This is a genomic window from Chitinophaga terrae (ex Kim and Jung 2007) (genome assembly GCF_900107795.1).
In the GTDB taxonomy this organism is placed as follows: domain Bacteria; phylum Bacteroidota; class Bacteroidia; order Chitinophagales; family Chitinophagaceae; genus Chitinophaga; species Chitinophaga terrae.
This window is the reverse complement of sequence record NZ_FNRL01000019.1, coordinates 1-21,645: the sequence shown is the minus strand read 5'-3', so window position 1 is coordinate 21,645 and position 21,645 is coordinate 1. Positions and strand designations below refer to the sequence as shown.

Below are 21,645 nucleotides of genomic sequence, written 5' to 3'. Positions count from 1 at the left end.
CAACATTAAAATATGAGATAACAAAAAATTACCGCCACAGTTGCGACCTGTGACGGTAAAAGATCTAGCTGACAAAAAAAGCCTTTTACATCAATTTTCTAACAACCAAATCTATTTGCAATTTATGCAAAAAAAACGTTATTGGCCATTCCCCGGCTTGCCGGACCCTGGGCCTATTGAAAAAATCAAACGGATTATGCGACTCACCACCCTTTTGCTATCGGCGGCGCTTCTTCAAACGCATGCTACCGGTAGGGCACAGCAGGTGTCGATCACCGGGCGGCAACTGACTTTGCGGGAGATATTCAAAGCCATCAAAGACCAGACTGGCTATGTAGTGCTAAATCAGAAAGGCGTTCTTTCAGATGCCAGGCCTATTGCACTTTCCGCTAACGATGTTCCGCTTCTCAAGTTCCTGGAACTCGCATTCAAAAGTCAACCATTAGAATATATGATCCAGGGGAAGACAATTCTTGTCACCCGAAAAAATCAGCCAACTCCTGTTGCCGGCACAACTCCCGCTACCAACGTTGAAGCGGCGCCTCCGCCGGTAAACGGCGTTGTTCGGTCGGCAGATGGAAAGCCTATGCCTGGCGTGACTGTAGTTATCGTTGGTCAGAACAAAGGCACTGTAACTGCAGCTAATGGCGCATTTACGCTCGAAGTAGCGGAAGGAGACCTGCTCCGTATCTCTGCCGTTGGTTTCCTGCCTTTAACCGTTAAACGGGTTAACGGCAACTTCGTTGTAGTGAAAGACAGCCAGTCTGGGCGCCCAGACCACAACGATGAAGGAGAAGCCGTTTCCAGCCTGCTCTCCGGCAGCAGCGCGTTGTTGTCTGTTCGCCTGGCTCCCAGCTCCTCGCCCCTGGACGAGGTACAGGTAATGGCCTATGGAACCACTACCAAACGGTTCAACGCAGGTAACATCAGTTCCATTTCCTCGAAAGAGATCGCGAAAAATCCTGTGAACAACGTCATGGAAGCGCTCCAGGGAAAAGTGCCCGGCCTCTTTATCCAACAGGTGACAGGCCAGCCGGGCGGCGCATTTACCGTAAGGATGCGCGGCGCAGCCAACCTCACTACCGGGGCCACACAGCCGCTTATTATCGTAGATGGGGTACGGTTCCCTGCCGGCACTCTTCCACTCTCGACCAATACGCTGTACGGCACCCAGAGCTTCCTGCAAGGCGGCAGTGGACTCAATTATATCAATCCTAATGATATCGAAAGCGTAGATGTGCTGAAAGATATAGATGCAACAGCTATCTACGGTTCCTCCGGTGCATATGGAGTGATCCTTATCACGACCAAAAAAGCCCGCGGCAACCGCCAGGCCTTTAACGCCAATGTATATACGGGCGTATCGCTCATGGGCAAGGCGCCTAAGCTGATGAATACCGAGGAATACCTTATGCTCCGGCGGGAAGCGCTGAAGAACGATAACCTGCAGGTATCGGCACAAGACCTTGACCTGAACGGCACCTGGCCCGAAGACCGTTATACCAACTGGAGGAAAGAACTGATGGGCAAGGCCGCTGCCACCACCAATGTCAACCTGTCTTACAGCGGCGGAGCTGGTAATACCAACTACCTGATAAGCGGAAGCCTGCGCAATACTGGTAATATTCAACGCCATACCGGCGCCAACAAAGATGGTTCCCTGCGTTTTGCCCTGAACACAGGCACTACGAACAACAAGTTCAACATGTCGCTGACCGGTACCTACCTGAGTTCAGTGAACGATATGGTACCGCAGGATTTCTCCGGGTCCGTCATGGCTGTCCCCAATGCTCCCCGTCCTTTCAATCCCGACGGCAGCATTAACTGGGATGCTATCGGTACTAACGTTAACAGTACCAGCTTTGCCTCTAACATCAACAAACAATATAAAAACACAACCAACAACCTGTTGGCCAATGCTACACTGACCTACCGGCCAACAAAGAGTATCACATTGAACAGCGTATTCGGATACAACACCATCAACGGGAAGGAGCTGATAGGCAATCCTACCAGCACTTTCAATCCTTCCAATATCCTCGCGGCTACTCAGACGGTAGGCATCCTGCACCAGTTTTCTACCCGTTCCATTACCATTTCCCCATACGGCGAGTATAGGAAAATGATCGCCTCGCGGGGTAACCTGAGCGTTAAGATAGGCGCTGAGATCAGTAACCAGGTATCACAGATGACCGATATCACCGGTACCGGCTTCCCATCCGACGCTTTGCTCGTTAACCCGGCCATAGCCACTTCCGTGGTTTCGAAATACGAACTGAATGAATACCGCTCTATCGGTACCTATGGTATCGTAAAATTCGTGTGGAATGAGAAATATATTGCGAACGTAAACCTCCGGCACGACGGCTCCACGAAGTTTGGCCCTGGCCGCAGGTTTGGCAACTTCGGTTCAGGCGCCCTGGCCTGGATCTTCAGTGAAGAAAAACTGCTGAAAGATAAATTACCCGCACTCAGCTATGGTAAGCTGAGGGTCAGCAGCGGCGTGGTAGGCGGCGACGCGATCGGCGACTTCCGTTACATCGAAACATACCAGGCAATGTCAGGAAACTACGATGGCAAAACGGGTTTGCAACCCAATGCTCTGCCTAATCCTATCCTGAACTGGGAACGGAATTTCAATTCAGAAATAGGCCTGGAGTTAGGGTTCCTCGACGATAAGATCATGGCTGATTTCAGCTATTACCTGAACCGTGCAGGCAACCAGTTGCTTGGCCAGCCACTTTCCAGCGTTACGGGCTACACGAGCTATACGCTCAATTCTGATGCCCTGATCCGCAACAGCGGTTATGAAGCCAGCATTACATCAAACAATATCAGGAAAAAACATTTCAGCTGGACTACCCGGTTCAACATCACCGTTCCTGAAAGCAAACTGCTGCGAATTCCTACACAAGCCAATCAAAACTCTAACTATGTTCTGGGCAAACCGGTTACAGGAGTGTTGTTGTACAAATACAACGGCGTAAACCCTGAAACAGGCTACTATAGCTTTACCGACGGCAAAGGTAAAACAGATGATTTTTCGGGTTCGTTCACCCAGGCCGATAAAACCGAGTTTATTGACCTGGCGCCTAAGTATTATGGCAGCCTGACCAACTCCTTTACTTACAAGCAGTTTTCATTGGATTTCTCCATCAACTTCACCAGCCGGATGGGCAAAAACCTGTTGAGCAATGCCCTCCTGCCTTTCGGCATATTTGGAGGTAATGGCAGCACCATGTGGCTCGACCGCTGGCAGAAACCAGGGGACCAGACAGATATTCCCAAAGTAAGTACGCAGTTCGGCAACTTCGGTCGCCAGATGTTATTCAACGAAAGTACAGGAGCATATTCCGACGCCACTTATGCCCGGCTGCAGAATGTGAGCATTCGATATACTTTAAGCGAAGCCCTTAATAAAAGGCTACATCTTAAAAACGGCAGCGTATACCTGCAGGGGCAAAACCTCCTTACCATTTCGAAATATAACGGTTTGGATCCCGAAAATCTCAACCCTTCAGTGATCCCACCCCTGCGGGTGATCACCGCCGGGATTAACGTAACTCTTTAATGTTTAACCAGCAGATGAAACGAACCATCAAACATAGATTTTACAAGTCGCTGTCGCTGTTTACACTGGCCGGCAGCCTGGTACTAACAGGGTGCGAAAAATACCTGGACGGCACCCAACTGCCGGCAGGCACCATCGAAGCGGAAGATGTGTATGTGAACGACAACATGGCGTCGACAGTTGTTACGGGCATGTACATGAACCTTACCAATAACGCCGGTTTTAACGGTGGCACAGGCAGCAACCTTGGTTATGTACTGGCCCTGTATACCGACGAGGCCAAAAGTACGCTGAGTGGCAACTTCGCAGACATTGTTTATAAAAATGCGATCCAGTCTTCCGAAAGCCCTTATTGGTCTGCATACTACAAAATGCTCTTCGTTGCCAACGCCGCTATCAAGGGCATTAACAATAGCTCTGGAAAGCTGCAGTATAAAGATCAATGGCTGGGAGAAACTTATTTCCTGCGGGCCTTGTTCTACTTCTACCTGGTAAATCTTTACGGGCCGGTCCCCTTGGCGTTATCGACGGATTACACCGTCAACAACCGCTTAAGCCGTGCGCCGATGGCTGATGTATATAACCAGATCGTTGCAGACCTGAAACTGGCGCAGTCGATGTTGCCGGCAAATTACCGGAACGGTTACGGCGCGGCAACTACAAGCCGTGTCCGACCCAATAGCGCTGCAGCTACTGCCCTGCTGGCCAGGGTATATCTTTACATGGGCGACTGGGCTAATGCAGAGGCGCAGGCTACAGCAGTGATCAGCAACCAGCTATACGACACGGTAGGCCTGAACAACGTATTCATTGCCAACAGCAAAGAAACAATATGGTCGGTAGCCCCTAAAACCGCGTCCCCGGCTTACGAATTCAACTTTTACAATAACGGTATGCCGGCAACCATTATGCCCCCGCAGGGACCTAACTCGTTCCTCGTGTATTCAACGGTCAGCGACCCTTTATTAAACGCCTTTGAACCGGGCGACCGCCGGTTTACCGAGTGGCTTCGACCTGTTACCATTCTTGCGTCGGGTACGCAGCCTGCAAAGACCATGTACTTCCCGGCCAAGTTCAAATCATCCGTCAACAATGCAGAGTACCAGGTACCATTGCGTTTGGCGGAACAATACCTGATCAGGGCGGAGGCAAGGGCTATGCAGGATAAAGGCAACGCAGCTGAAGATCTGAACCTGATCCGCACCCGTGCAGGTCTGCCTTCTATCCAGCCCGCCACGAAACCGGCGCTCCTGGCCGCCATTGCAAAGGAAAGACAAATAGAACTGTTCTCGGAATACGGGCACCGTTTCTTTGATCTGAAGCGGACAGGCAAACTGGATGAAGTGATGAACGTTGTAGCGCCTGCGAAACCTACTACCTGGAAGAGTTATATGGCTAACTGGCCTATTCCGCCAAACGATATTCTTTCAAACCCAAATCTTACACCTAACCCGGGGTATGCAAAATAACCCGGCAACAGAACGGGATGGTCCGCCATTCATCCCGTTCTCATTTTTACATACTTAAATTAAACAGAAGATGAAACGTTTTATTCTGGCTGCATCGTTATTGATGCCAGGCATCTCGTTGGCCCAATCGTTCGATTACCAACTGAAAGTGCAACTGAAATCAGTCAAAAAACCGTTATATGCCTATATTATATCCGATTATAGCTGGACAACCAGGAAAGTGCTCGATTCGGCCATCCTGCAGAATGGCGTAGCCGAGTTCAAAGGCAACCTCGAAGAACCGGCGATGGTGCATGTATTTATCGATCATGAAGGGCAAGGCTCTAAATGGCAGAAAAACGCCGATGTGATTGACCTGTACCTGGAAAGCGGGAAGATAACCGTTCAGGGAAAAGACAGTGTCAAAACGGCGAAGATCAAGGCCGGCCCCATCAACCGCCAGTTTACAACATACAAGGAAGCGGTGATGGTATATTACAGGGAGGCGGCGAAACAGCCGGCGCTAAAAGAGGCAGACCTGAAACGGCCCGGTGTTACGGACTCGATCATGAAACTGATCAGCGAAACGGCCGCAAAAACAGACACTCTCAAAGTTGCGTATATCCGCAACCATCCGGACTCCTATATGAGCCTGGCAGCCCTTAGGGAACTGGCGGGAAAAGATATTGATGTAGCCTCTGCAGAACCATTGTTTAACAGTCTTTCTGCCAGTGTCAGGAATACCACGACAGGGCAGAACTTCGCCCGCAAATTGGAAGAAGCGCGGTTATTCGCTGTAGGCGCAACAGCGCCGGATTTCACCCAGAACGATGTGAACGGCAAACCTGTAAAACTATCGGACTTCCGTGGAAAATACGTACTGGTAGATTTTTGGGCTTCCTGGTGCGGACCATGCCGCCGGGAAAACCCCAATGTAGTTAAAGCATACCAGGCGTTTAAAGACAAGAACTTCACCGTGTTAAGCGTATCGCTGGACCTGCCCGGGAAAAAACAGGATTGGCTGGCCGCTATTGAGAAAGACGGTCTAACGTGGACGCATGTATCCGACCTGAAAGGCTGGAAAAATGAAGTGGCTCAGTTATACAAAGTGAGGGCCGTTCCACAGAACTTTCTTATCGACCCTACCGGCAAGATCGTCGCAAAAAACCTGCGGGAGGAACGTTTGCAAAAGGAGCTGGCGCGTATCTTACATTAAATTTAATGTATCCTATGTTCTACCAAAGAAGCAGGCATTCCGGGTAAAACGGAATGCCTGCTTCTTTTCATTTTTACCATCTCAGTAAGGGGTTTCTCCACCAGTCGTCCTGCCCGTTTTCGCTGTAGTATAATCCAAAGTCCAACGCCGGGTCGCCTGCCTTTTTTGCGGGATGCAATAGTTTGAAGCTATAATTTCCCTTGCGCAGCGGCAGGATCACTACCTGACGGGTGTGGCCTTCTGCCGGATCGTATTGCGCCCACAACGAATCATTAAAATAAAGCTGGGTGCCTTCAGAAGGCGTCAGTTGAAAAACGTAGTAGCCGTCGCGGGGTATGGTAACAACTCCGCTTAATTGCCCGTCAACAGGTTTGGACTGCATATCCAATCTGCGGCTGTTGCCCGGCGTCTTTTTCGGCGCCAGGTAGTCGCCGGTCTTCGGTTTCTTCTGCAACTCTCGATCATAACGTCCGCTGGGTGAAAACGAAATTGCCCGGATACTGGAAGGATCATCTGTTATCACATGATCATCCGCCAGTGTACTGTTCCTGCCAGGCAATGAACCATCGGAGGTATATCGGATGTCGGCATAGTTTGTAGGCAGGAACAAACGGATAGGATGACCTTTTACAACAATACCGCCAGTTGGAATATAATTAGCGTTGCGGGTCTGGTACCCGAGGTAAGCGTATTTAAGCCCGTCATAGTTCGATTTAAAAACGCTTGAGATATGCGTTTCGTTGTCATAAAGTTCTGAGTGCCATCGCAACCCGGAAGGCGAATTTGCTTTCAATACGCTATCCATCTTGTCGCGCGCCATATCGCCATACGAAAAGCCGGTGCGGCCCCCGATGTGCAGAACTGTATTATGGAACGGAACAGAATTTAGTTGCTGGGCCACAAGGCGTACCAGGTATTGGTCATCAAAGCGGAAGGCCGGGTCGCCAAGCGTATAAAAGCGAAACATAGCAGGCCGCTGAAGCATCGCATAAAAACCGAACACACCGCCAAAAGATGCGCCGAATATCCCATTCTCCCCGCTCACACGATATTTTTGGTTGATATAAGGTATGAGTTCTTTCTCAAAGAACGCTATGAAGTTGTCTGCGCCCCCGGAACTGTCAACGTCCTTCCAGCGGGTAGGGGTAAAATCGCGGTCCCGCAGGTTAAAGCCATTGACATAACGGTTGGGAATACCTACAACAATTACTTCCGGTATTAATTTTATCGCGGTAAGGAAACTAAGGATATTGGTAAATGTGCGGGTATTCCATTCCCCATCAATCACGTACCATACGTCGTAATGCGCCGTGTCTGTCGCATAAAGTTCCGGCAGAACGATTTCAATCTGACGCAATTCGCCCAGGCGATGCGAATAGATAGAATCTTTTGCAGATGGAGCATATTGCGCCCGGGCTTCGATCGCAATAATGACCAAGAGGTAAAAAAACAAACGCTGCATGGGGATGGTAGTTAAAACGGTTTAGGTAGCGATTATATCTGGCAGTATTCGAAAACCCTTTGTAAGCTCGTCGGGGACCGGGGGCATTTAACAGCAAGTTAAAATAACTTTCCCGGAGTTGCAACTTCGTGCCGATACCCAAACGCTAGTCTAAAAGATAACCGGATACGCGCCTAAAACAGGCAATGAAAAGGGCGTCTTGCGATAAGAAAAAATGGCAAAAAAAGTTTAGATTGGGTTGGTAGAATCTGATCAACTTATCTACCAGCCAGGATGGGTAAAAATTTTCCCTGTTATTAATAATCCGTTATGTACAAATTAATTATAGGTTTATTCGCCTTATTGGCAAGCCACATAAATTTAGCAGCGCAAACATTATTTGTAGACCCGGTAAAAGGTAGTGATGATGCGACAGGAACAATCACAGCTCCGCTGTTAAGCATTGTCAAAGCAGTTGAACGGGCCGGCAAATTTACAGGGGAACAACCCGTTACTATCAAGCTCTTGCCCGGTTTGCATATCCTGACCGGCCAGGTAGTGCTAAAGCCATTCAAGACGAAACAGGACAATCAGCGCTTCAGTATAGAAGCTGCAATCATGCCGGACGATCCGAACTGGCTGCCATCAAAAATGCCTGTCATACAATCCATCTCTCCCAACAACAAAAACTGGGGCTCGTTCGACCATTGTACCGGTTTCCAGGTAGAAAGAAATAATACCTGTTTCAGGGGGTTGAAATTTGTTGGGAACACCAATCCTTCCGTCGTTTATTATTACACTATCGAACGGCATTTCCCTGAGTTGAAAGATATGGAAGTATCACAATGCCTTTTTGTGGGCAACAGGAACTCCGCTCCTATCCAGGGCGCTCTTTTTGCACAAGGCGGCGGAATTAAAGTAGATCATTGCATCTTTTACGAATGTAAGAATGCACTGCTCTTATTCCTTTCTGTGAAAGGTTTTTCCCTGACCAACTCAATTATTTACGGCGCTTATGAAGGCGCTATCTGGTTTGGGAAGTATTCTGATTTCACTTTCAATAACAATGTGATAGCCGGCAACCGTTGCTTCTGGGTAGGAATGAAAGGCTTTACGCCTCACTATATCTTCAGCAATTCCCTGATCAGCGACAACACGATATTCATGGGATTAAATAATAACGGGGTTATTGAAAATGATACAGTAACAGTGCCGTTGACCAACAACGTACAGCGATCAGGCAAAGTGTTGTTGCAGGTAGTAGAAACAGATACTGTACCGAAAACCTATCTGCATTTAGCGGCAGGATCGGCGGGCGGGGATATTCCAGCGGGTTTGTTTGGCGCTACAGGAAGGAAATGAGATAGCTATTTTATTTCGTCTTGGCCAATTCAGCCAACGCTGCCTGAATCCAATCAACTTTGTTATCAAGCGGTATCATAGGTGGTATTCCAACAAATTCATATTTGGAATTTTCCTTGTATTTGGTGGTTGTGGTAAAAAGTATAAACTTTCCACAGGGGATTTCTGTTGATTTTACATCTCCATAGCCCATAAAACCGCCAGAGTGCTGTCCCAGCGTAATTACTTTTTCACTTTGAATAGCATAAGTTACCAGGCCTTCAGCTGAACTGGCCGTACCTTTATTGAATAGTAGCGCTATTTTTTCGGGATACCTGGCGCCTGTATATTCAAGTTTAGTCACCGCGTGTTCTTTCTGGGGGATAAATGAAAACGGTTTCGCGTTTTTCATTCTTGATAACAACTCCTCATTAACGCCCTCATAGCTTTTTATATTATCAGGGCTTACCCAAACCTGCACTTCATCTACGTTCATCGGCTTCGTATAGATCAGGGGCAGCAGGTCGAAATAACAGGACTCAGAGCCACCTCCGTTATCCCTTATGTCCAGGATTAAAAATTTCTTTTGGGCAATTTTCGGGATAATCTCCCTGTATAATGAATCCAGTTGGGGCTTTAAGTGATAGGCAAATGATCGTAGCGAAAGATAATAGGTGTCATCATTTAACGGTCTGAATTCCCACAGTTTTTCATCAGGGCCGGCATTGATCTTATTAAACCCCATCTTCGGGATCTTCCCATTTACAATACGCATATTATTAATAAAGGCGGTATTGAAATTAAAGCCCAGTAGCCCCAGGTTATACGCACACAGGAAGGAACCGTCTTCTTCTCTTGTAAGCGTAAATAAGATATGGCCAACGTCCAGCAATTTGTTTTTCTTTAGTACAATACCTTCATAATGGTTCCTGTCGCCCTGCATAACGGCCACTGTTATACCGCTTTCTGAAACATATATACCTTCAATATCATTAGCAGGCTTGTTGTTTAACTGCGCTATTACCTGGCTGGTATCTATTTTCTTCAGTTTAAATGCCCTGTAGGATGGCGAGGCTTTGAAGCTATCTAACACTGTTTGAGAAGAAAGATCCATATTTTTTTTCTGTAGTTTAAAGTCGATATGGCTATGATGGTCTTTCAATACCTTCAGGTATTCGTTAAAGTATATATTACACAGATCAGTATTTCTTTCCTTTGCTATTTTACCTGTGATTTGAGCTACGGCGCTTTTATACTTGTTATATAACTGTCTGTCGTCCTTTATCTGCTGAAATGCAGGATTATTATTCTCATAGTATTGTTTCACAAACAAGAATTGCTCTTTGCAGGTGCATTCCTGGGCGAAGAGATTAATACTATATAAAAGGAAAAAGAGGATACTTATATGCTTCATATTTTAGGTATGTAGCTTAAAAGTTAATGATTTATTGTAAGTGACGTGTAAGAAAAAGCTATGGTCTTATCATGTAAGAAGTATAAACTCCGGTAGCAACTTAATAACCGGGTCCGATATCCGCCCCAACCTTGATCTTTCACGGAAAAACATTTAATTAATTTCGGACGGCAAATTGTTAATTCAACTATAAAAAAGTTATCTTAATAGCAATATATTAAAAAAACAACTGTTAATGAGGAACGGGAACCATGACATACAACTCAGGCCGACGGTGGCTTCAGATTTAGAAAAATTGTTCCAAATTCAACTTAACCGGGAAGCCATTTTTTTAGCTGCGTTTAACTCGCAGGACCCGACAGACAAACCGGCTTATTTTGCGAAATACACAAGGTTATTAAGCGATCCTACTGTAAACAACCAGACTATTATCGTGGGGGAAACCATTGTTGGAAGTATTGCAAAATTTCTAATGGAGGGCGATGCCGAAATCACTTATTGGCTCGACAGGGATTTTTGGGGCCAGGGCATAGCAACGGCTGCACTTAAGAATTTTCTCGGAATTGAAACGATCCGGCCCCTCTTTGGACGGGTTGCATTTGACAACTTTGGGTCACAAAGGGTCCTGGAGAAATGTGGATTTACCAGGATTGGTTCCGATAGGGGTTTTGCCAATGCCAGGCAGATGGAGATAGAAGAGTTTATTTACAGGCTTGATGTTTAAAGTTGGAGGGAGGCAGAAGTTTTTTGTATGTTTTAGGAATAAACACGACCTCACGTTAAAAATTCACACCGCACTTAATTTTACCTTTATCCTATAGGCAATTTCAATAATTTTAATTATTTTTACGTGAAATTTTCACGAGATGCTGGTAAGGTTTATTGTAGGCAACCTATTTTCCTTTAAAGAGGTTACAGAATTCAATATGTTACCTGGCAGGTTTAGCCGTCTCCCTCATCATGTTTTTGAAAGAGGAGGTGTTAGCCTGCTGAAGTTAAATGCTATCTATGGCGCCAACGGTGCAGGCAAAAGTAATTTTATTCACGCCCTTGCCCTCTTCAGAGATTTCCTGATTGACGGGAAAATGCCCCTGGACCTGATCACCGAAACATTCAAGTTCGATCCGGAAAGCAAACAAAAAAATGTGTACCTGGGCGTTGAGTTTATAAAAAATGAGGTTCCATATTACTATGGATTGACTATAAATCAAGGTATTATTGTAGAGGAAGAATTGCAAATAAGTGGGTTAGATAAGAAAGTGGACAAAACATTGTTCCTGCGGAAAGACAAGGCCGATGAGGCGGATCTGGAATTAAGCTTTTCAGATGAAGTGAACAAAGATCCCGAAGCTGCCTTGTTCCCTCAATTTTTGAAGAATGAAATCCTGGAAAGGAATGTTCCCGTTTTGTACCATATGAGAAACAGGCATAACAGGATTTTCGAACCATTTAAAAATGCATTGGACTGGTTCGAAAGAAGCCTTGAATTGATTTTGCCTTTTTCCCGGCCGGGGGGAATGGCAATCAGATTAGAGAAAGACAAGGCATTCCACCAATTTGCCGTTGACATAATGAGATCGTTCAATACCGGTATTCATGACATCCAGGTTAAAACAATCCCTATTGAAGAATTTTTCGGCGAAGACAATAAACAGGAAGCGGAGAGGATCGCTGCAGAATTGAGGGCGAGACCAGGCAATGGAAAATTCATTCGAACACAATGGGAGGAGGCTGTTTTTGTTTTAGAGAACAATTTGCCTGTCACCAAACGAATTGAGTTAACGCATGTTGAAGACAACGGGGCGACGCAGTTCCTTTTGTCGGAAGAGTCAGACGGCACAAGAAGATTATTGGACTACATTCCTGCTCTTTTCAATGCAGTTAACCGGGAAAAAGTCTTTTTCATTGATGAAATTGAGAGAAGCATTCATCCCCTGCTAATCAAAGAGCTTATTCGCAAATTCTCTCATGATCCAAACACCAAAGGACAATTGATATTCTCTACGCATGAATCGAATCTGCTGGACCAGGATATTTTCCGGCCTGATGAGATATGGTTTGCTGAAAAGAATAAACAAGGCGCCACTCAGCTATATGCATTGAGTGAGTTTAAAGAACACCACACTATTGATATACGTAAAGGATATCTTAATGGCCGGTACGGCGGCATTCCGTTTCTTGGTAACTTAAAAGACCTAAACTGGGAACAATATGCCGAAACCCATTAAGTTTAGCTATGCAAAAAAAGAACCCTTCAGGGATGCTTTTTATTTCATTATCGTATGCGAAGGGCAAAACCGGGAACCTGACTATTTCAGGTTTTTTGATGGTATATCGTCACGGGTGAAGATTGTATCGGTCGAAAGTGATGCAGGAAGCAGCGCTCCAAAAAAACTGATAGAAAGAGCGAAAAGTAAGGAAGAAGAACTGGATGCCAAAGCAGCGCGTGACCGATTGTGGTTCGTAATTGACACCGATAAATGGAGGGCCCAACTACATGAGATCCGGCAAGAATGTGCAACCAAGAAACATTGGAGGGTAGCGCAAAGCAACCCATGCTTTGAGGTCTGGCTATATTTTCATGCTAAGGAAGGCATTCCTGAGTTAGAAGACATTACAAAATGTAAACGCTGGAAACCATACTTACCGACTATTATTCGTGGCGGTTTCAGCCCAGACACCCATCCTATTGCCATAGAAACAGCTATAGTAAATTCAAAAGCATCTTATGCAGCAACTGGATATGAGCCGCAACCAGGGAGCACCGAGCTCTGGAAGCTTGGAGAGGAGTTGCTTCCGTTAATCAGTAAAGACCTTGACAGCTTAAAGGGCCGGTTTGATGCACCTGAATTGATATGACAATTGTTGCCAGGTAACAGGGTTAAAAAATTATACTAATCATTCCAATTTTTCAAGTCCCGGATAGTAAATCCCATTTCGGTTAACCGGTGCTCCAGGTTGGATAAAATATAATCCTGTTCCGTTGGAAACCTTTCCAAAATCTTCTTATAGGCAGGTAACATTTTTTTATCCTTTACACCCGACAACGCCTGCAAAGCAGCATGTATTACGTAATTAACAGGATCATTCAATCCATTGATAAACGTATCAAGATAATCTTCTTTGTTTTCCAGCTTACCCAAAGTATAAAAAGCAGTAACACGGATCTTTTCGTTTTCATGGTTGGTAGCGGGAGCGATCAAAGGACCGTAATCCATCTTTGCTTCCACCAGGAGGTAAGTACAAAACCTGAATGTCTCATCATCAGTGATACGCGGCAGATTGCTTGCAATAACTTCCAACCAATCTCCGCTTTTATTTTTTGCATACCACCAGACAAATTGAACAACAGCCAGCAGGTCTGTTGCACTATAAGTTAACAAGTGTGGTTTTGCAACCGGATAATTGAATTTGGTAAGCACCTGCAACCATTCACGTTTATATGCTGCATCCGCATGCAGGTATTCTTTTTCTAATAATACTCCTATTTCGGGATCAAGCCTCCGTATTGCCAGGATCGCTCTGATACATTCATATTTCGTAAGCTGATCCGTCGTCGTATGGTACTTGTCTAATAATACGGTTACAGTACCTCCCATGGTATAGCCAAACCAGGAGGGATCATCGGTTAATAACTCTCCCGAAATGATTTCGTCTAGCCAGCGCTCATACCAGTCAAGGAAATTATCTTCAAAAGCGAATTTGGGTTGTTGCCTGTCGGTATCCACGTTTACTACTTTTCCCGCATGCTCACCATTAAGTACTAATCCATGCAAATAGCTGCAACCTTGCGATCCGATAGGTAGTATGCCTGCATAAATGTTTCCTATTGCGGCCTCATACTCCTCGTTTGTTCTTTCATCTTTTTCCGCATCATTTATAAGCTCCTGCCAGTGATCTGCCGTCATACCCGGATAGATCGTTACCGGCTCGCTTAAATAGGTGGCAGGTTCAGTTGTGAGTTCATCAACACAGCCGCCCAGCGGGTAAATACCGTAGAACGGGCCTGCAGCCGCACCCGCATGCGATTGGCCTCCATTACCCAGGTGTAGCAGGAATGCCTTGTAACATGCGGGCAATGAGATTTTATACCTGGTCTCAAAGTCCAGAAGTGTCTTCTCCTCCAGTGGCTTATGAAAAATATACTTATGGTAGCTGGCGCCAAAAGCTTTCAGTTCCTTATCTTTTTCTTTTGCAACGATTAATTTGGTTCTGATCCGGTCTATTTGTTCATTAAACTGGTGCATGAAATGATTTTATGTCGGGGGCAAATTAGTTTTTTTTCGGTAGAGATTCCCCCGGAAACATCCTCCTTCTGAGCAATCGTTTTGTGACATTCGAACCACGTCTTAAGCCCCTCGCTCCAAGAATCCGATAAGCGCTTTGGCTGTCGGACCAGCAGACAAAGGATTTTGACCTGTGATCAGAAGACCGTCGCGCTCAATGTGGGATGTAAAAGGAACAACAGCCGAATGAAACGAGGCTCCCAATTCCTTGAGCTTCGTTTCCAGTTTATAGGGAACGTTATCACTGCGAAAAGCGAGCACCTCTTCGGTATTGGTAAAACCAGTAATCTTTTTACCTTGTAAAAATCCAGGCCGCAATTCCGCGACTTTTATAAATGCAGCCGGCCCATGACATACAGCCGCAACAGGTTTACCGGCGCCCAGATAATCCAGAATTATTTCGGCGCTTATGGTACTGCCGGCGAGATCCCAAATCGGGCCATGACCGCCCGGATAAAACAGTGCGTCAAATTCCCCGGTCCTAACATCTTCCAGCCGGAGGGTATTATTAAATTTTTGTTGTGCAACTGTATCATCCTGGAAACGCCGGTTGGCTGCGGTAATATTTTCGGTCACCGTACTCATGGGATCAACCGGCGGACGGCCGCCCTTTGGGCTCGCCAGTGTCACTTCATAACCCGCATCAATAAATTCATAATAGGGATCGGTAAATTCGCCGAGCCAAACGCCGGTTTTACTGTCGGTGTTTTCCATATCCTCATGTGAGGTGAGAATCATCAGGATTTTTTTCATGGTAAATGATTTAAGTGAACATTTGCTGGATCTGTGTTCACAACTATCTTGCCATGAGGGTAAGCAGTGAAGGGTTTTAGAAATGGGATAGGTTTACAAGACAGCCCAGGTTCAAATCATCCAATGTTATACTGTGTCCAGGAGCCTACACAACCGATCCGCAAATCCGTCATTTAAAAATTAAATGTTTCAAAATGGCGGCTCATTCCAAAGCTGGCCTCTATCAATAACCGGACGCAATTTTTTAATACTGAAAGTCGCAGTTGCTACTAACTCGTCTGCTTTCTCATCACCAAATTTGGCTCTTAGTTTTTCCCTGATGTTTTCCAACTTTTCGCCTTGCGTCAATATTTCAATAGCTTCGGCATAAATCCGCACACCTTTATAATCTCTTGCTCTCGCGGCTGGCTCATATACTAAGAAAACCACTGATTTGTTTTCCTGGATATTATTTAAAGAGACAGACGGATTGTCGCTCAATTCCAATTCAATATTGCCATCTGCGTTTAGTCGTGGCGTTCCCATTAAAGCGATTGACGGTTCGCCATTTTTATTGACTGTACACAGGAATTTATCGTGATGACTTTCGAAAAATTCTCTCAATGCGTCTGTGCACAAATTATTTTGTTGTTTTACTATATCCATTTTCGCTCAACTTTAAGGTTCAATTTGTATCTTATCTCAAAGGTAGTAAGATTTATCAAATAAGATACAAAATGTTCCCAATTTTCTATCTTTGTAAAAAAAGGATATGAACAAAACCGAAAATAGCCGAAGACGTGGTGATGAATTATTGGAAAGCCTGTATAATGCAACAATGAAGCTGGCTACGACAACCAAATTAACTAATCTGACTTTTCAGCAAATAGCTGATGAAGCTAGAACAAGCAGAACAGTTTTATACAGAAGATGGTCAACCCCCTTTGACTTGTTGCAAGACATCTATTCTTACAAAGCCAAAAAGTTGTTTGACGGAGCGTTTTTTGATGAATTAAAAGACAATGGGAGCCTGCGAAAAGATTTATTACAGCTTTTAACCGTTTACCAAAAAGTTCATACCGAAATCGGTGCTGAAATAATAAACAATTACTATTTTCTTAGAGCACAAGATAAAAATGATAATAACGAACTTCTTATTCACAAACAAGCTGTTGAAAAACACCTGAATGCAACAAAAAAAATTTTGGCAAACGCAGAAAAAAGAGGGGAAAAAATTAGAAAAATAAGCCCAATAACCTTAATGCTGCCTTACGACCTGATACGAACTGAAAATCTTATCAGACCAACCAATATCTCTAAAAAACGACTTACAATGATGGTAGACGAAATACTAATGCCTGTATTTGTTGGATAAAAATATAAGAAACTGCCGCAAAACCGCTTTCGCCAGCTCTCTTATGTGGCCGATACCGGGTCAGAGAAGGCAAGGGCTATGTTGGACGGAATAAAGGCTGATTTAAAAAAGCTGTCGCAGTCCAAAAAACCGGATGCTACAAGGGCCTATAACCAGTTTCTGGCAAGGTACGGCGCCCAGTTTGGACTGGGCGATCCCGAAGCTGTTGCTGCTATCAGGCTTCAGCTACAGCAGCAATATACAGTACAGCGCAAGTTTTCGCTGATAACCGGTAAAATGGTCACACCGTTAGACGCTTATCATCAGCTTGTAACCATGCTGGCAAAGGCGCTAAAGAAGTATTGAGCTTGGCGTATTGATATGTGTAGCGGGCATATGCGCCTCCCAATCCTTCCACATGCATTAATGTATAGGTATATAGCAACAAGCATTACGTGGAGCTAAAAGGGGGGTACGAATACAACCGGGAAAGCGCTTAGATAACAGGTTAACTTTTGATATTTCTGGTAGATTTGGATAATACCTGCTGCTATGATCGCATTTAATAGCAACAGGTATTATTTTTTAAAGCTTTCTATCTATTAAGATAATGGTTCTTGAATTGCCAAGAGACTGATATAATAAATGAATAAAAATCGTCGAAAATAGACACAATATGCTGTAGTTGTAATAAAATTAAACAATCGAACTCTTCCATTTATTCATCATCCGGATCTGGTAAGTCGATTTCTTCTTGCTTAATTTCCCAACGGATCTTACCCGTACCTAAATACTCACCGAAATGTTTTTCTAATAGTTTAAATACTTCTTCAGGTGCCTCATCCGATACAAAATATTGGTTAAACAGTTCGTGAGATAAATTTAGTGCACTGGCAATATCAACTTGCGAGATATAAATATCACGATCTCTTGCACGACGCTGTATTATTGAAATTGTAGCTGCAAAAAACTTTTTCATCATAACTATGAATTGATTGCTATTTCATTTATACATTGTGGTAACTGTCACCATTACAATATTACGGAAATGTTTGGACCTTGTCAAAAAGATATGTACGATAACTTGGAAAATCATTAATTATATATACTACTGTCACAATATAATGATAAAGAATTTGAACCGAGCTATTTGGTAAACTACTCATTATTCCATAAACTTGGTTCGCTACACCTGCACTTCTGGTATCACCAGTCAATGGATCTTCATAGTACATCGATCTTGGAGTTAATTCTACCCTGGCATATTCGACCTCGTCAATAACAGTTGGGACTTCGTCATTGTACACCAAACCGGCTATAAACAATACCTGTATTGGCGGAAAACCCAAACCGTCAACCTCTGGGTCTGGGTCAAAAAAAAGATTATTAAACTTTATAGTCTCCGATATACCGACAGAACCGATCCTATTTAAATTTATTCCTTCTCCCATTTGTGATCTTGCCGTAGTATCTATTCCGGCCCCGGCAACTACCTTCATGTTGTTGGTATCTTTTGGGATTTGGATAGTGACTATTTTGCCATTGGGATATTGGAATGTACGGGTTCCCAGTTGTTCATTATCAATAACTCTAACAGTATCTCTTACTATTTTTTGCTGTTTTGTTATTGGTTTGGGCAAATCATTTTTAGAGCATGAAATAAAAATAATAACCATTACAAAATATAAAGCACTTGCTATTTTTTGCATATCAAATATTTTTTGACTTTATTAATTCAATGAATTTTCGCATGCCTATCTAGGTAAAGTAGGCCCGGAGGAATTACTATCAATAACCTGCTGTAGCAGATTCTCAGGATCTTCAAATAATTCTGATTTTATATGTACTCCGGAATAGGATAAATCCTTAGAACTTGTGTCCTTGATTTCAGGAATCTTGGTTTGAATCTTTTTTCCATCTGGTAAAATGAAAGTGCGAGTGCCTTTATTCTCATTATCAACTACTTTTATTGTTATATTCTTTTCAGCTATATGGTATTTTACCTTTGATTTATTAGTGGATTTAGTACAAGAAAGTAAGATAATAGAGATGGGAATCAAGGTAACAAACAATAGTTTCATACAAAATAGATTGAGGTTGCAAATAAAAATCACTTAAGTAAAAGAATAACTCCTACTTTACATAGATACAGAAAATCTAGTAACAGGTGTAGCGGCATGAAATATTTTTTTACAGAAATATGTTAATCTTTAATTGTTAGATAACATCTTAACAATTAGACCAACAGCATATATTACAATCGGTGTTTTGAGGTAATGTTTTAATTATATAGGCGCCGTAAAAAAGTGAAATTTAGGAGTTTGCTTTAACCCCTAACATAGTTATCATATATAGTCGTTGAAAATTTTTGACCTCTTGCGCATATGACCCTTCGTTATCGCATGAATAAGGAATGCAAATTCCGCCGTATTTAGGAAAGGTTACGCGGCTCGTCACTGATCCATTTTTGCCCAAGTCAAAAAATCGGCCCTATCTGCAGAAGGACATTACTATATTTTAGAAATAAAAGGTTCGGCGGAGTGGATGATTATATTTCAAAAATGGCAGATATAGGCTTTGACCGGTACACAAAGCCGTCGGTGATCAACAGAGGACGCTAGCAGTAGCTTACCGCCTACCTGGCTTTTGAATGAAAGGATCATTTGGCTGCCTATTTAGCCATAGGTTCTTGTCATGGCTATTCTTATTAAACTTTGCAGGAAGCATACAGCTCTACAGGCTTATTTGCCACAAATGACAAAAGGCCGGTCGCCTTCAGCGCCGGCCTTTTGTATTAAACAATGTTATTCCCGCTGGATCAGCAGATGGGCTAAACCAGGATCATTTCTTATCTTTTCCAGCACAGTATGAATGATAAGTTGCATATCCATTTTAATATCATGGTAATTTGCCTGTATTTCTTCTTCTGTAACATCTCTAGTGACAGGCAGGTCTACGAATGCCGCTTCTTCTTTCTTTATTGCCTCTACATCGTTTATGATCTGGCAATGGAACATTTTCTGCTCAATGCGCTGGTCGGGATTATCGGAAACGATACCCACAAATTCGCCGGAGCTAAGCTGGGCTATCTTGGAAGCCGGTATGGCCGAATCCAGTTGCGAGGAATGGCTGATTGAAATATCATTGCTATTAACCGACTTGCTTTGGTTAACAGTAGGCGCTAACAAAAAATGTAATCTGCTTATTGAAATCGGCTATCAGACAAGACTGAAAAATACCTATCGGTGAAGGTAGCGGATGTTACTTTGGGCCAAAGTTATAGTAGCTGATTAGATTATTTAAATGTAAAAACCGGAAAGGCGCTGCTGCCGCGCCATTCCCGCCCCTATCTCCGGCAGGGGTTTCAAACAATAGGTAGAGAAAATGTGTTATTGCTCTCGGAAGCACATGCTAGGCAAAGGATTTTGGAGCTTTATGAAATAGACCAGCTTATTGTTGCCTTCTCCCTTGCTCCGCTTATCCTGGCCCCTAAACAGCATTTTTCAAACTAAGTTGGCATCTATTTTTCTGTCGTACGCGCTTTAGGTACATCAGAACCAGGTATTGTATTATGCTTTTAGTGTATTGGAATAGCGATGCTCTCTTTTTTGGAACGCTTCATGTCCTCCTTCAAGTGCAACTAAGTTGTCTCTTGTCGCATCGTTTTCTATCGTTGTGCTTTTTATTATGGTTAGGTTTGTATGGTCATCAACTTCCAGTATGTGAATCAATTCTGCGTCGCCGTTAATGACAAAGTTTGCATTGTGGGTCGCAAAAATAATCTGACGTTCATTTTTCCTTGTTTTAATTACCTCAACAAGATAATTTGAAATCAACATGCTGTCCAAGTGTGCTTCCGGTTCGTCAATGATAATAGGATTGTTACCCAATAAAAGGAGAATAACTAAAGCGGCTGTACATCGCTGCCCAAAAGAGGCGATATCAATCGACTTGCCATCATAGTAAACAAGTATTTTTTTATAGGTAAAATAATCGTGCAATGCATGTTTAATTATTAATTTAAACAATTCAAAGTTTGATGGATCTGAAAAAAGCTCTTTCAAAAAAGTCTTAGCATTTGATCGTGTAGGATCTGCCTCAAGCACTTCCAAATATTTATCGTGGCTTGGATCATCCATATTTTTAATATGGAATAGGAGTTGTTCTAAAGGTTGAGAATCAAATTTCGCCTTGACAGTAAACTGTCGAATTGCCGGTTCAAATAGTCTTTGAAAGTCTCTTATTATTTGCTCCCAAGCGGCGGAATAATCAAAGTCATATTTTAAGGAAATAGTTTTGACTAATTTTTTATTCGTATTAAGCTTGTCAAGTTTTTGTTGAATTTTTTCAATATGGTCGGTCAGTAGCTCCTGATAGGACTTGCATATAGCAACCACTTCATCCATGTTGAAATCATCTATCGCTTTTTGTAGTCCATCCAAAAGCAGGCTCTCGCTGTCAACTTCGGCTTTAAGTCGGGCAATTGTTGCATTTGCATTTGTGATGTTGTAAGCTTCCCTTAAAAAAAGACTGTTAGAGAATAGAAAAATGATTGATAACTTTAACAGTGTATTATGAAAGGTAAACGATTCAACCCGGAGCAGATCAGTAAGATTCTTAAGGAATTCGAGGCGGGTAAAAGTGTTCAGGAGATTACGCGCGAACACGGAGTTAGTCCGGCCTCATTTTACAAATGGCGGCAGCGATACGGTGGCCTTGAGGGCAGCGAGCTGAAACGCGTAAAGGAACTGGAGGAAGAGAACCGCAAGCTTAAGCGGATGTACGCTGATCTTGCCCTTGATTTGGAGGCCGCAAAGGAGGTCATTGCAAAAAAGCTTTGAA

Annotated in this window: 19 protein-coding genes and 1 pseudogene; 10 read left to right on the top strand and 10 right to left on the bottom strand. The window is 43.7% G+C overall.

From position 1 onward, the window contains the following. Positions 1 to 196 precede the first annotated feature (196 nt). The 3 genes from BLV62_RS18730 to BLV62_RS18720 all read left to right on the top strand — a co-directional run bounded on the left by BLV62_RS18730 (position 197) and on the right by BLV62_RS18720 (position 6,235). Entirely contained in the window at positions 197 to 3,571 is a 3,375-nt protein-coding gene (locus BLV62_RS18730; RefSeq protein WP_168927907.1) for a SusC/RagA family TonB-linked outer membrane protein, read from the top strand. 14 nt (positions 3,572 to 3,585) lie between these two features. Continuing rightward, positions 3,586 to 5,040 carry a RagB/SusD family nutrient uptake outer membrane protein gene (locus BLV62_RS18725; protein ID WP_168927906.1) on the top strand — a complete coding sequence of 485 codons (1,455 nt, stop codon included), beginning with the start codon at positions 3,586 to 3,588 and terminating at the stop codon, positions 5,038 to 5,040. A gap of 70 nt (positions 5,041 to 5,110) precedes the next feature. Beyond that, positions 5,111 to 6,235 carry a TlpA disulfide reductase family protein gene (locus BLV62_RS18720; protein ID WP_089763498.1) on the top strand — a complete coding sequence of 375 codons (1,125 nt, stop codon included), beginning with the start codon at positions 5,111 to 5,113 and terminating at the stop codon, positions 6,233 to 6,235. Between the two features lie 73 nt (positions 6,236 to 6,308). Here the strand turns inward: BLV62_RS18720 and BLV62_RS18715 are convergent, their stop codons facing one another. Continuing rightward, positions 6,309 to 7,697: an alpha/beta hydrolase-fold protein gene (locus BLV62_RS18715; RefSeq protein WP_089763497.1), complete on the bottom strand. Its 1,389-nt coding sequence runs from the start codon at positions 7,695 to 7,697 to the stop codon at positions 6,309 to 6,311. 309 nt (positions 7,698 to 8,006) lie between these two features. Between BLV62_RS18715 and BLV62_RS18710 the strand changes: the two genes are divergently transcribed. Then, on the top strand, positions 8,007 to 9,038 hold the full coding sequence (locus BLV62_RS18710) for a right-handed parallel beta-helix repeat-containing protein (protein ID WP_089763496.1): 1,032 nt from the start codon (positions 8,007 to 8,009) through the stop codon (positions 9,036 to 9,038). A gap of 10 nt (positions 9,039 to 9,048) precedes the next feature. Here the strand turns inward: BLV62_RS18710 and BLV62_RS18705 are convergent, their stop codons facing one another. Continuing rightward, positions 9,049 to 10,431, bottom strand: a complete 1,383-nt coding sequence (locus BLV62_RS18705; RefSeq protein ID WP_089763495.1) for a S41 family peptidase — start codon at positions 10,429 to 10,431, stop codon at positions 9,049 to 9,051. A gap of 235 nt (positions 10,432 to 10,666) precedes the next feature. Here BLV62_RS18705 and BLV62_RS18700 point away from each other — a divergent pair, with 235 nt between their 5' ends. From BLV62_RS18700 to BLV62_RS18690, 3 genes are all read left to right on the top strand, one after another. Next, positions 10,667 to 11,155 carry a GNAT family N-acetyltransferase gene (locus tag BLV62_RS18700; RefSeq protein ID WP_089763494.1) on the top strand — a complete coding sequence of 163 codons (489 nt, stop codon included), beginning with the start codon at positions 10,667 to 10,669 and terminating at the stop codon, positions 11,153 to 11,155. 142 nt (positions 11,156 to 11,297) lie between these two features. Next, a complete protein-coding gene (locus BLV62_RS18695) occupies positions 11,298 to 12,659 on the top strand; it encodes an AAA family ATPase (protein WP_089763493.1) in 1,362 nt (453 codons plus the stop codon). Continuing rightward, on the top strand, positions 12,643 to 13,290 hold the full coding sequence (locus BLV62_RS18690) for an RloB family protein (RefSeq protein WP_089763492.1): 648 nt from the start codon (positions 12,643 to 12,645) through the stop codon (positions 13,288 to 13,290). Before BLV62_RS18695 ends, BLV62_RS18690 begins: the two co-directional genes overlap by 17 nt. 35 nt (positions 13,291 to 13,325) lie before the next feature. On the opposite strand, the gene BLV62_RS18685 is transcribed toward BLV62_RS18690, so the two are convergent. The 3 genes from BLV62_RS18685 to BLV62_RS18675 form a co-directional block, all read right to left on the bottom strand. Next, positions 13,326 to 14,678 carry an SMI1/KNR4 family protein gene (locus tag BLV62_RS18685; protein ID WP_089763491.1) on the bottom strand — a complete coding sequence of 451 codons (1,353 nt, stop codon included), beginning with the start codon at positions 14,676 to 14,678 and terminating at the stop codon, positions 13,326 to 13,328. Positions 14,679 to 14,780: 102 nt separating this feature from the next. Further along, on the bottom strand, positions 14,781 to 15,470 hold the full coding sequence (locus BLV62_RS18680; RefSeq protein ID WP_211117855.1) for a type 1 glutamine amidotransferase domain-containing protein: 690 nt from the start codon (positions 15,468 to 15,470) through the stop codon (positions 14,781 to 14,783). A 189-nt stretch (positions 15,471 to 15,659) separates the two neighbouring features. Next, the gene (locus BLV62_RS18675) at positions 15,660 to 16,115 is read right to left on the bottom strand and encodes a pyridoxamine 5'-phosphate oxidase family protein (RefSeq protein WP_089763490.1); all 456 of its coding nucleotides are present in this window, start codon (positions 16,113 to 16,115) and stop codon (positions 15,660 to 15,662) included. A gap of 106 nt (positions 16,116 to 16,221) precedes the next feature. Between BLV62_RS18675 and BLV62_RS18670 the strand changes: the two genes are divergently transcribed. After that, the gene (locus tag BLV62_RS18670) at positions 16,222 to 16,824 is read left to right on the top strand and encodes a TetR/AcrR family transcriptional regulator (RefSeq protein ID WP_089763489.1); all 603 of its coding nucleotides are present in this window, start codon (positions 16,222 to 16,224) and stop codon (positions 16,822 to 16,824) included. A gap of 78 nt (positions 16,825 to 16,902) precedes the next feature. Beyond that, positions 16,903 to 17,169: a hypothetical protein gene (locus tag BLV62_RS18665; protein ID WP_089763488.1), complete on the top strand. Its 267-nt coding sequence runs from the start codon at positions 16,903 to 16,905 to the stop codon at positions 17,167 to 17,169. A 352-nt stretch (positions 17,170 to 17,521) separates the two neighbouring features. Here the strand turns inward: BLV62_RS18665 and BLV62_RS18660 are convergent, their stop codons facing one another. The 5 genes from BLV62_RS18660 to BLV62_RS18640 form a co-directional block, all read right to left on the bottom strand. Further along, positions 17,522 to 17,785, bottom strand: a complete 264-nt coding sequence (locus BLV62_RS18660; RefSeq protein WP_139170270.1) for a hypothetical protein — start codon at positions 17,783 to 17,785, stop codon at positions 17,522 to 17,524. A 58-nt stretch (positions 17,786 to 17,843) separates the two neighbouring features. Next, positions 17,844 to 18,512, bottom strand: coding sequence for a hypothetical protein (locus BLV62_RS18655; protein ID WP_089763486.1), 669 nt, complete (start codon positions 18,510 to 18,512; stop codon positions 17,844 to 17,846). Between the two features lie 45 nt (positions 18,513 to 18,557). Further along, positions 18,558 to 18,884, bottom strand: coding sequence for a hypothetical protein (locus BLV62_RS18650; RefSeq protein WP_089763485.1), 327 nt, complete (start codon positions 18,882 to 18,884; stop codon positions 18,558 to 18,560). Positions 18,885 to 19,607: 723 nt separating this feature from the next. After that, complete coding sequence (locus tag BLV62_RS18645; RefSeq protein WP_089763484.1) at positions 19,608 to 19,991, bottom strand: hypothetical protein; 384 nt, start codon at positions 19,989 to 19,991, stop codon at positions 19,608 to 19,610. Between the two features lie 381 nt (positions 19,992 to 20,372). Continuing rightward, entirely contained in the window at positions 20,373 to 21,209 is an 837-nt protein-coding gene (locus tag BLV62_RS18640) for an AAA family ATPase (protein ID WP_139170268.1), read from the bottom strand. Positions 21,210 to 21,377: 168 nt separating this feature from the next. Between BLV62_RS18640 and BLV62_RS18635 the strand changes: the two are divergent. Beyond that, positions 21,378 to 21,638: pseudogene (locus tag BLV62_RS18635) on the top strand (transposase); the annotation flags it as partial. Positions 21,639 to 21,645 lie beyond the last annotated feature (7 nt).

Bases quoted from the DNA above. Each gene is read 5' to 3' on its own strand.
- BLV62_RS18720 (WP_089763498.1), top strand. From the start codon at position 5,111: ATGAAACGTTTTATTCTGGCTGCATCGTTATTGATGCCAGGCATCTCG.
- BLV62_RS18725 (WP_168927906.1), top strand. From the start codon at position 3,586: ATGAAACGAACCATCAAACATAGATTTTACAAGTCGCTGTCGCTGTTT.
- BLV62_RS18705 (WP_089763495.1), bottom strand. From the start codon at position 10,431: ATGAAGCATATAAGTATCCTCTTTTTCCTTTTATATAGTATTAATCTC.
- BLV62_RS18640 (WP_139170268.1), bottom strand. From the start codon at position 21,209: ATGGATGAAGTGGTTGCTATATGCAAGTCCTATCAGGAGCTACTGACC.
- BLV62_RS18700 (WP_089763494.1), top strand. From the start codon at position 10,667: ATGAGGAACGGGAACCATGACATACAACTCAGGCCGACGGTGGCTTCA.
- BLV62_RS18695 (WP_089763493.1), top strand. From the start codon at position 11,298: ATGCTGGTAAGGTTTATTGTAGGCAACCTATTTTCCTTTAAAGAGGTT.
- BLV62_RS18675 (WP_089763490.1), bottom strand. From the start codon at position 16,115: ATGGATATAGTAAAACAACAAAATAATTTGTGCACAGACGCATTGAGA.
- BLV62_RS18680 (WP_211117855.1), bottom strand. From the start codon at position 15,470: ATGAAAAAAATCCTGATGATTCTCACCTCACATGAGGATATGGAAAAC.
- BLV62_RS18650 (WP_089763485.1), bottom strand. From the start codon at position 18,884: ATGAAACTATTGTTTGTTACCTTGATTCCCATCTCTATTATCTTACTT.
- BLV62_RS18690 (WP_089763492.1), top strand. From the start codon at position 12,643: ATGCCGAAACCCATTAAGTTTAGCTATGCAAAAAAAGAACCCTTCAGG.
- BLV62_RS18655 (WP_089763486.1), bottom strand. From the start codon at position 18,512: ATGCAAAAAATAGCAAGTGCTTTATATTTTGTAATGGTTATTATTTTT.
- BLV62_RS18710 (WP_089763496.1), top strand. From the start codon at position 8,007: ATGTACAAATTAATTATAGGTTTATTCGCCTTATTGGCAAGCCACATA.
- BLV62_RS18730 (WP_168927907.1), top strand. From the start codon at position 197: ATGCGACTCACCACCCTTTTGCTATCGGCGGCGCTTCTTCAAACGCAT.
- BLV62_RS18685 (WP_089763491.1), bottom strand. From the start codon at position 14,678: ATGCACCAGTTTAATGAACAAATAGACCGGATCAGAACCAAATTAATC.
- BLV62_RS18715 (WP_089763497.1), bottom strand. From the start codon at position 7,697: ATGCAGCGTTTGTTTTTTTACCTCTTGGTCATTATTGCGATCGAAGCC.
- BLV62_RS18670 (WP_089763489.1), top strand. From the start codon at position 16,222: ATGAACAAAACCGAAAATAGCCGAAGACGTGGTGATGAATTATTGGAA.
- BLV62_RS18660 (WP_139170270.1), bottom strand. From the start codon at position 17,785: ATGATGAAAAAGTTTTTTGCAGCTACAATTTCAATAATACAGCGTCGT.
- BLV62_RS18665 (WP_089763488.1), top strand. From the start codon at position 16,903: ATGTTGGACGGAATAAAGGCTGATTTAAAAAAGCTGTCGCAGTCCAAA.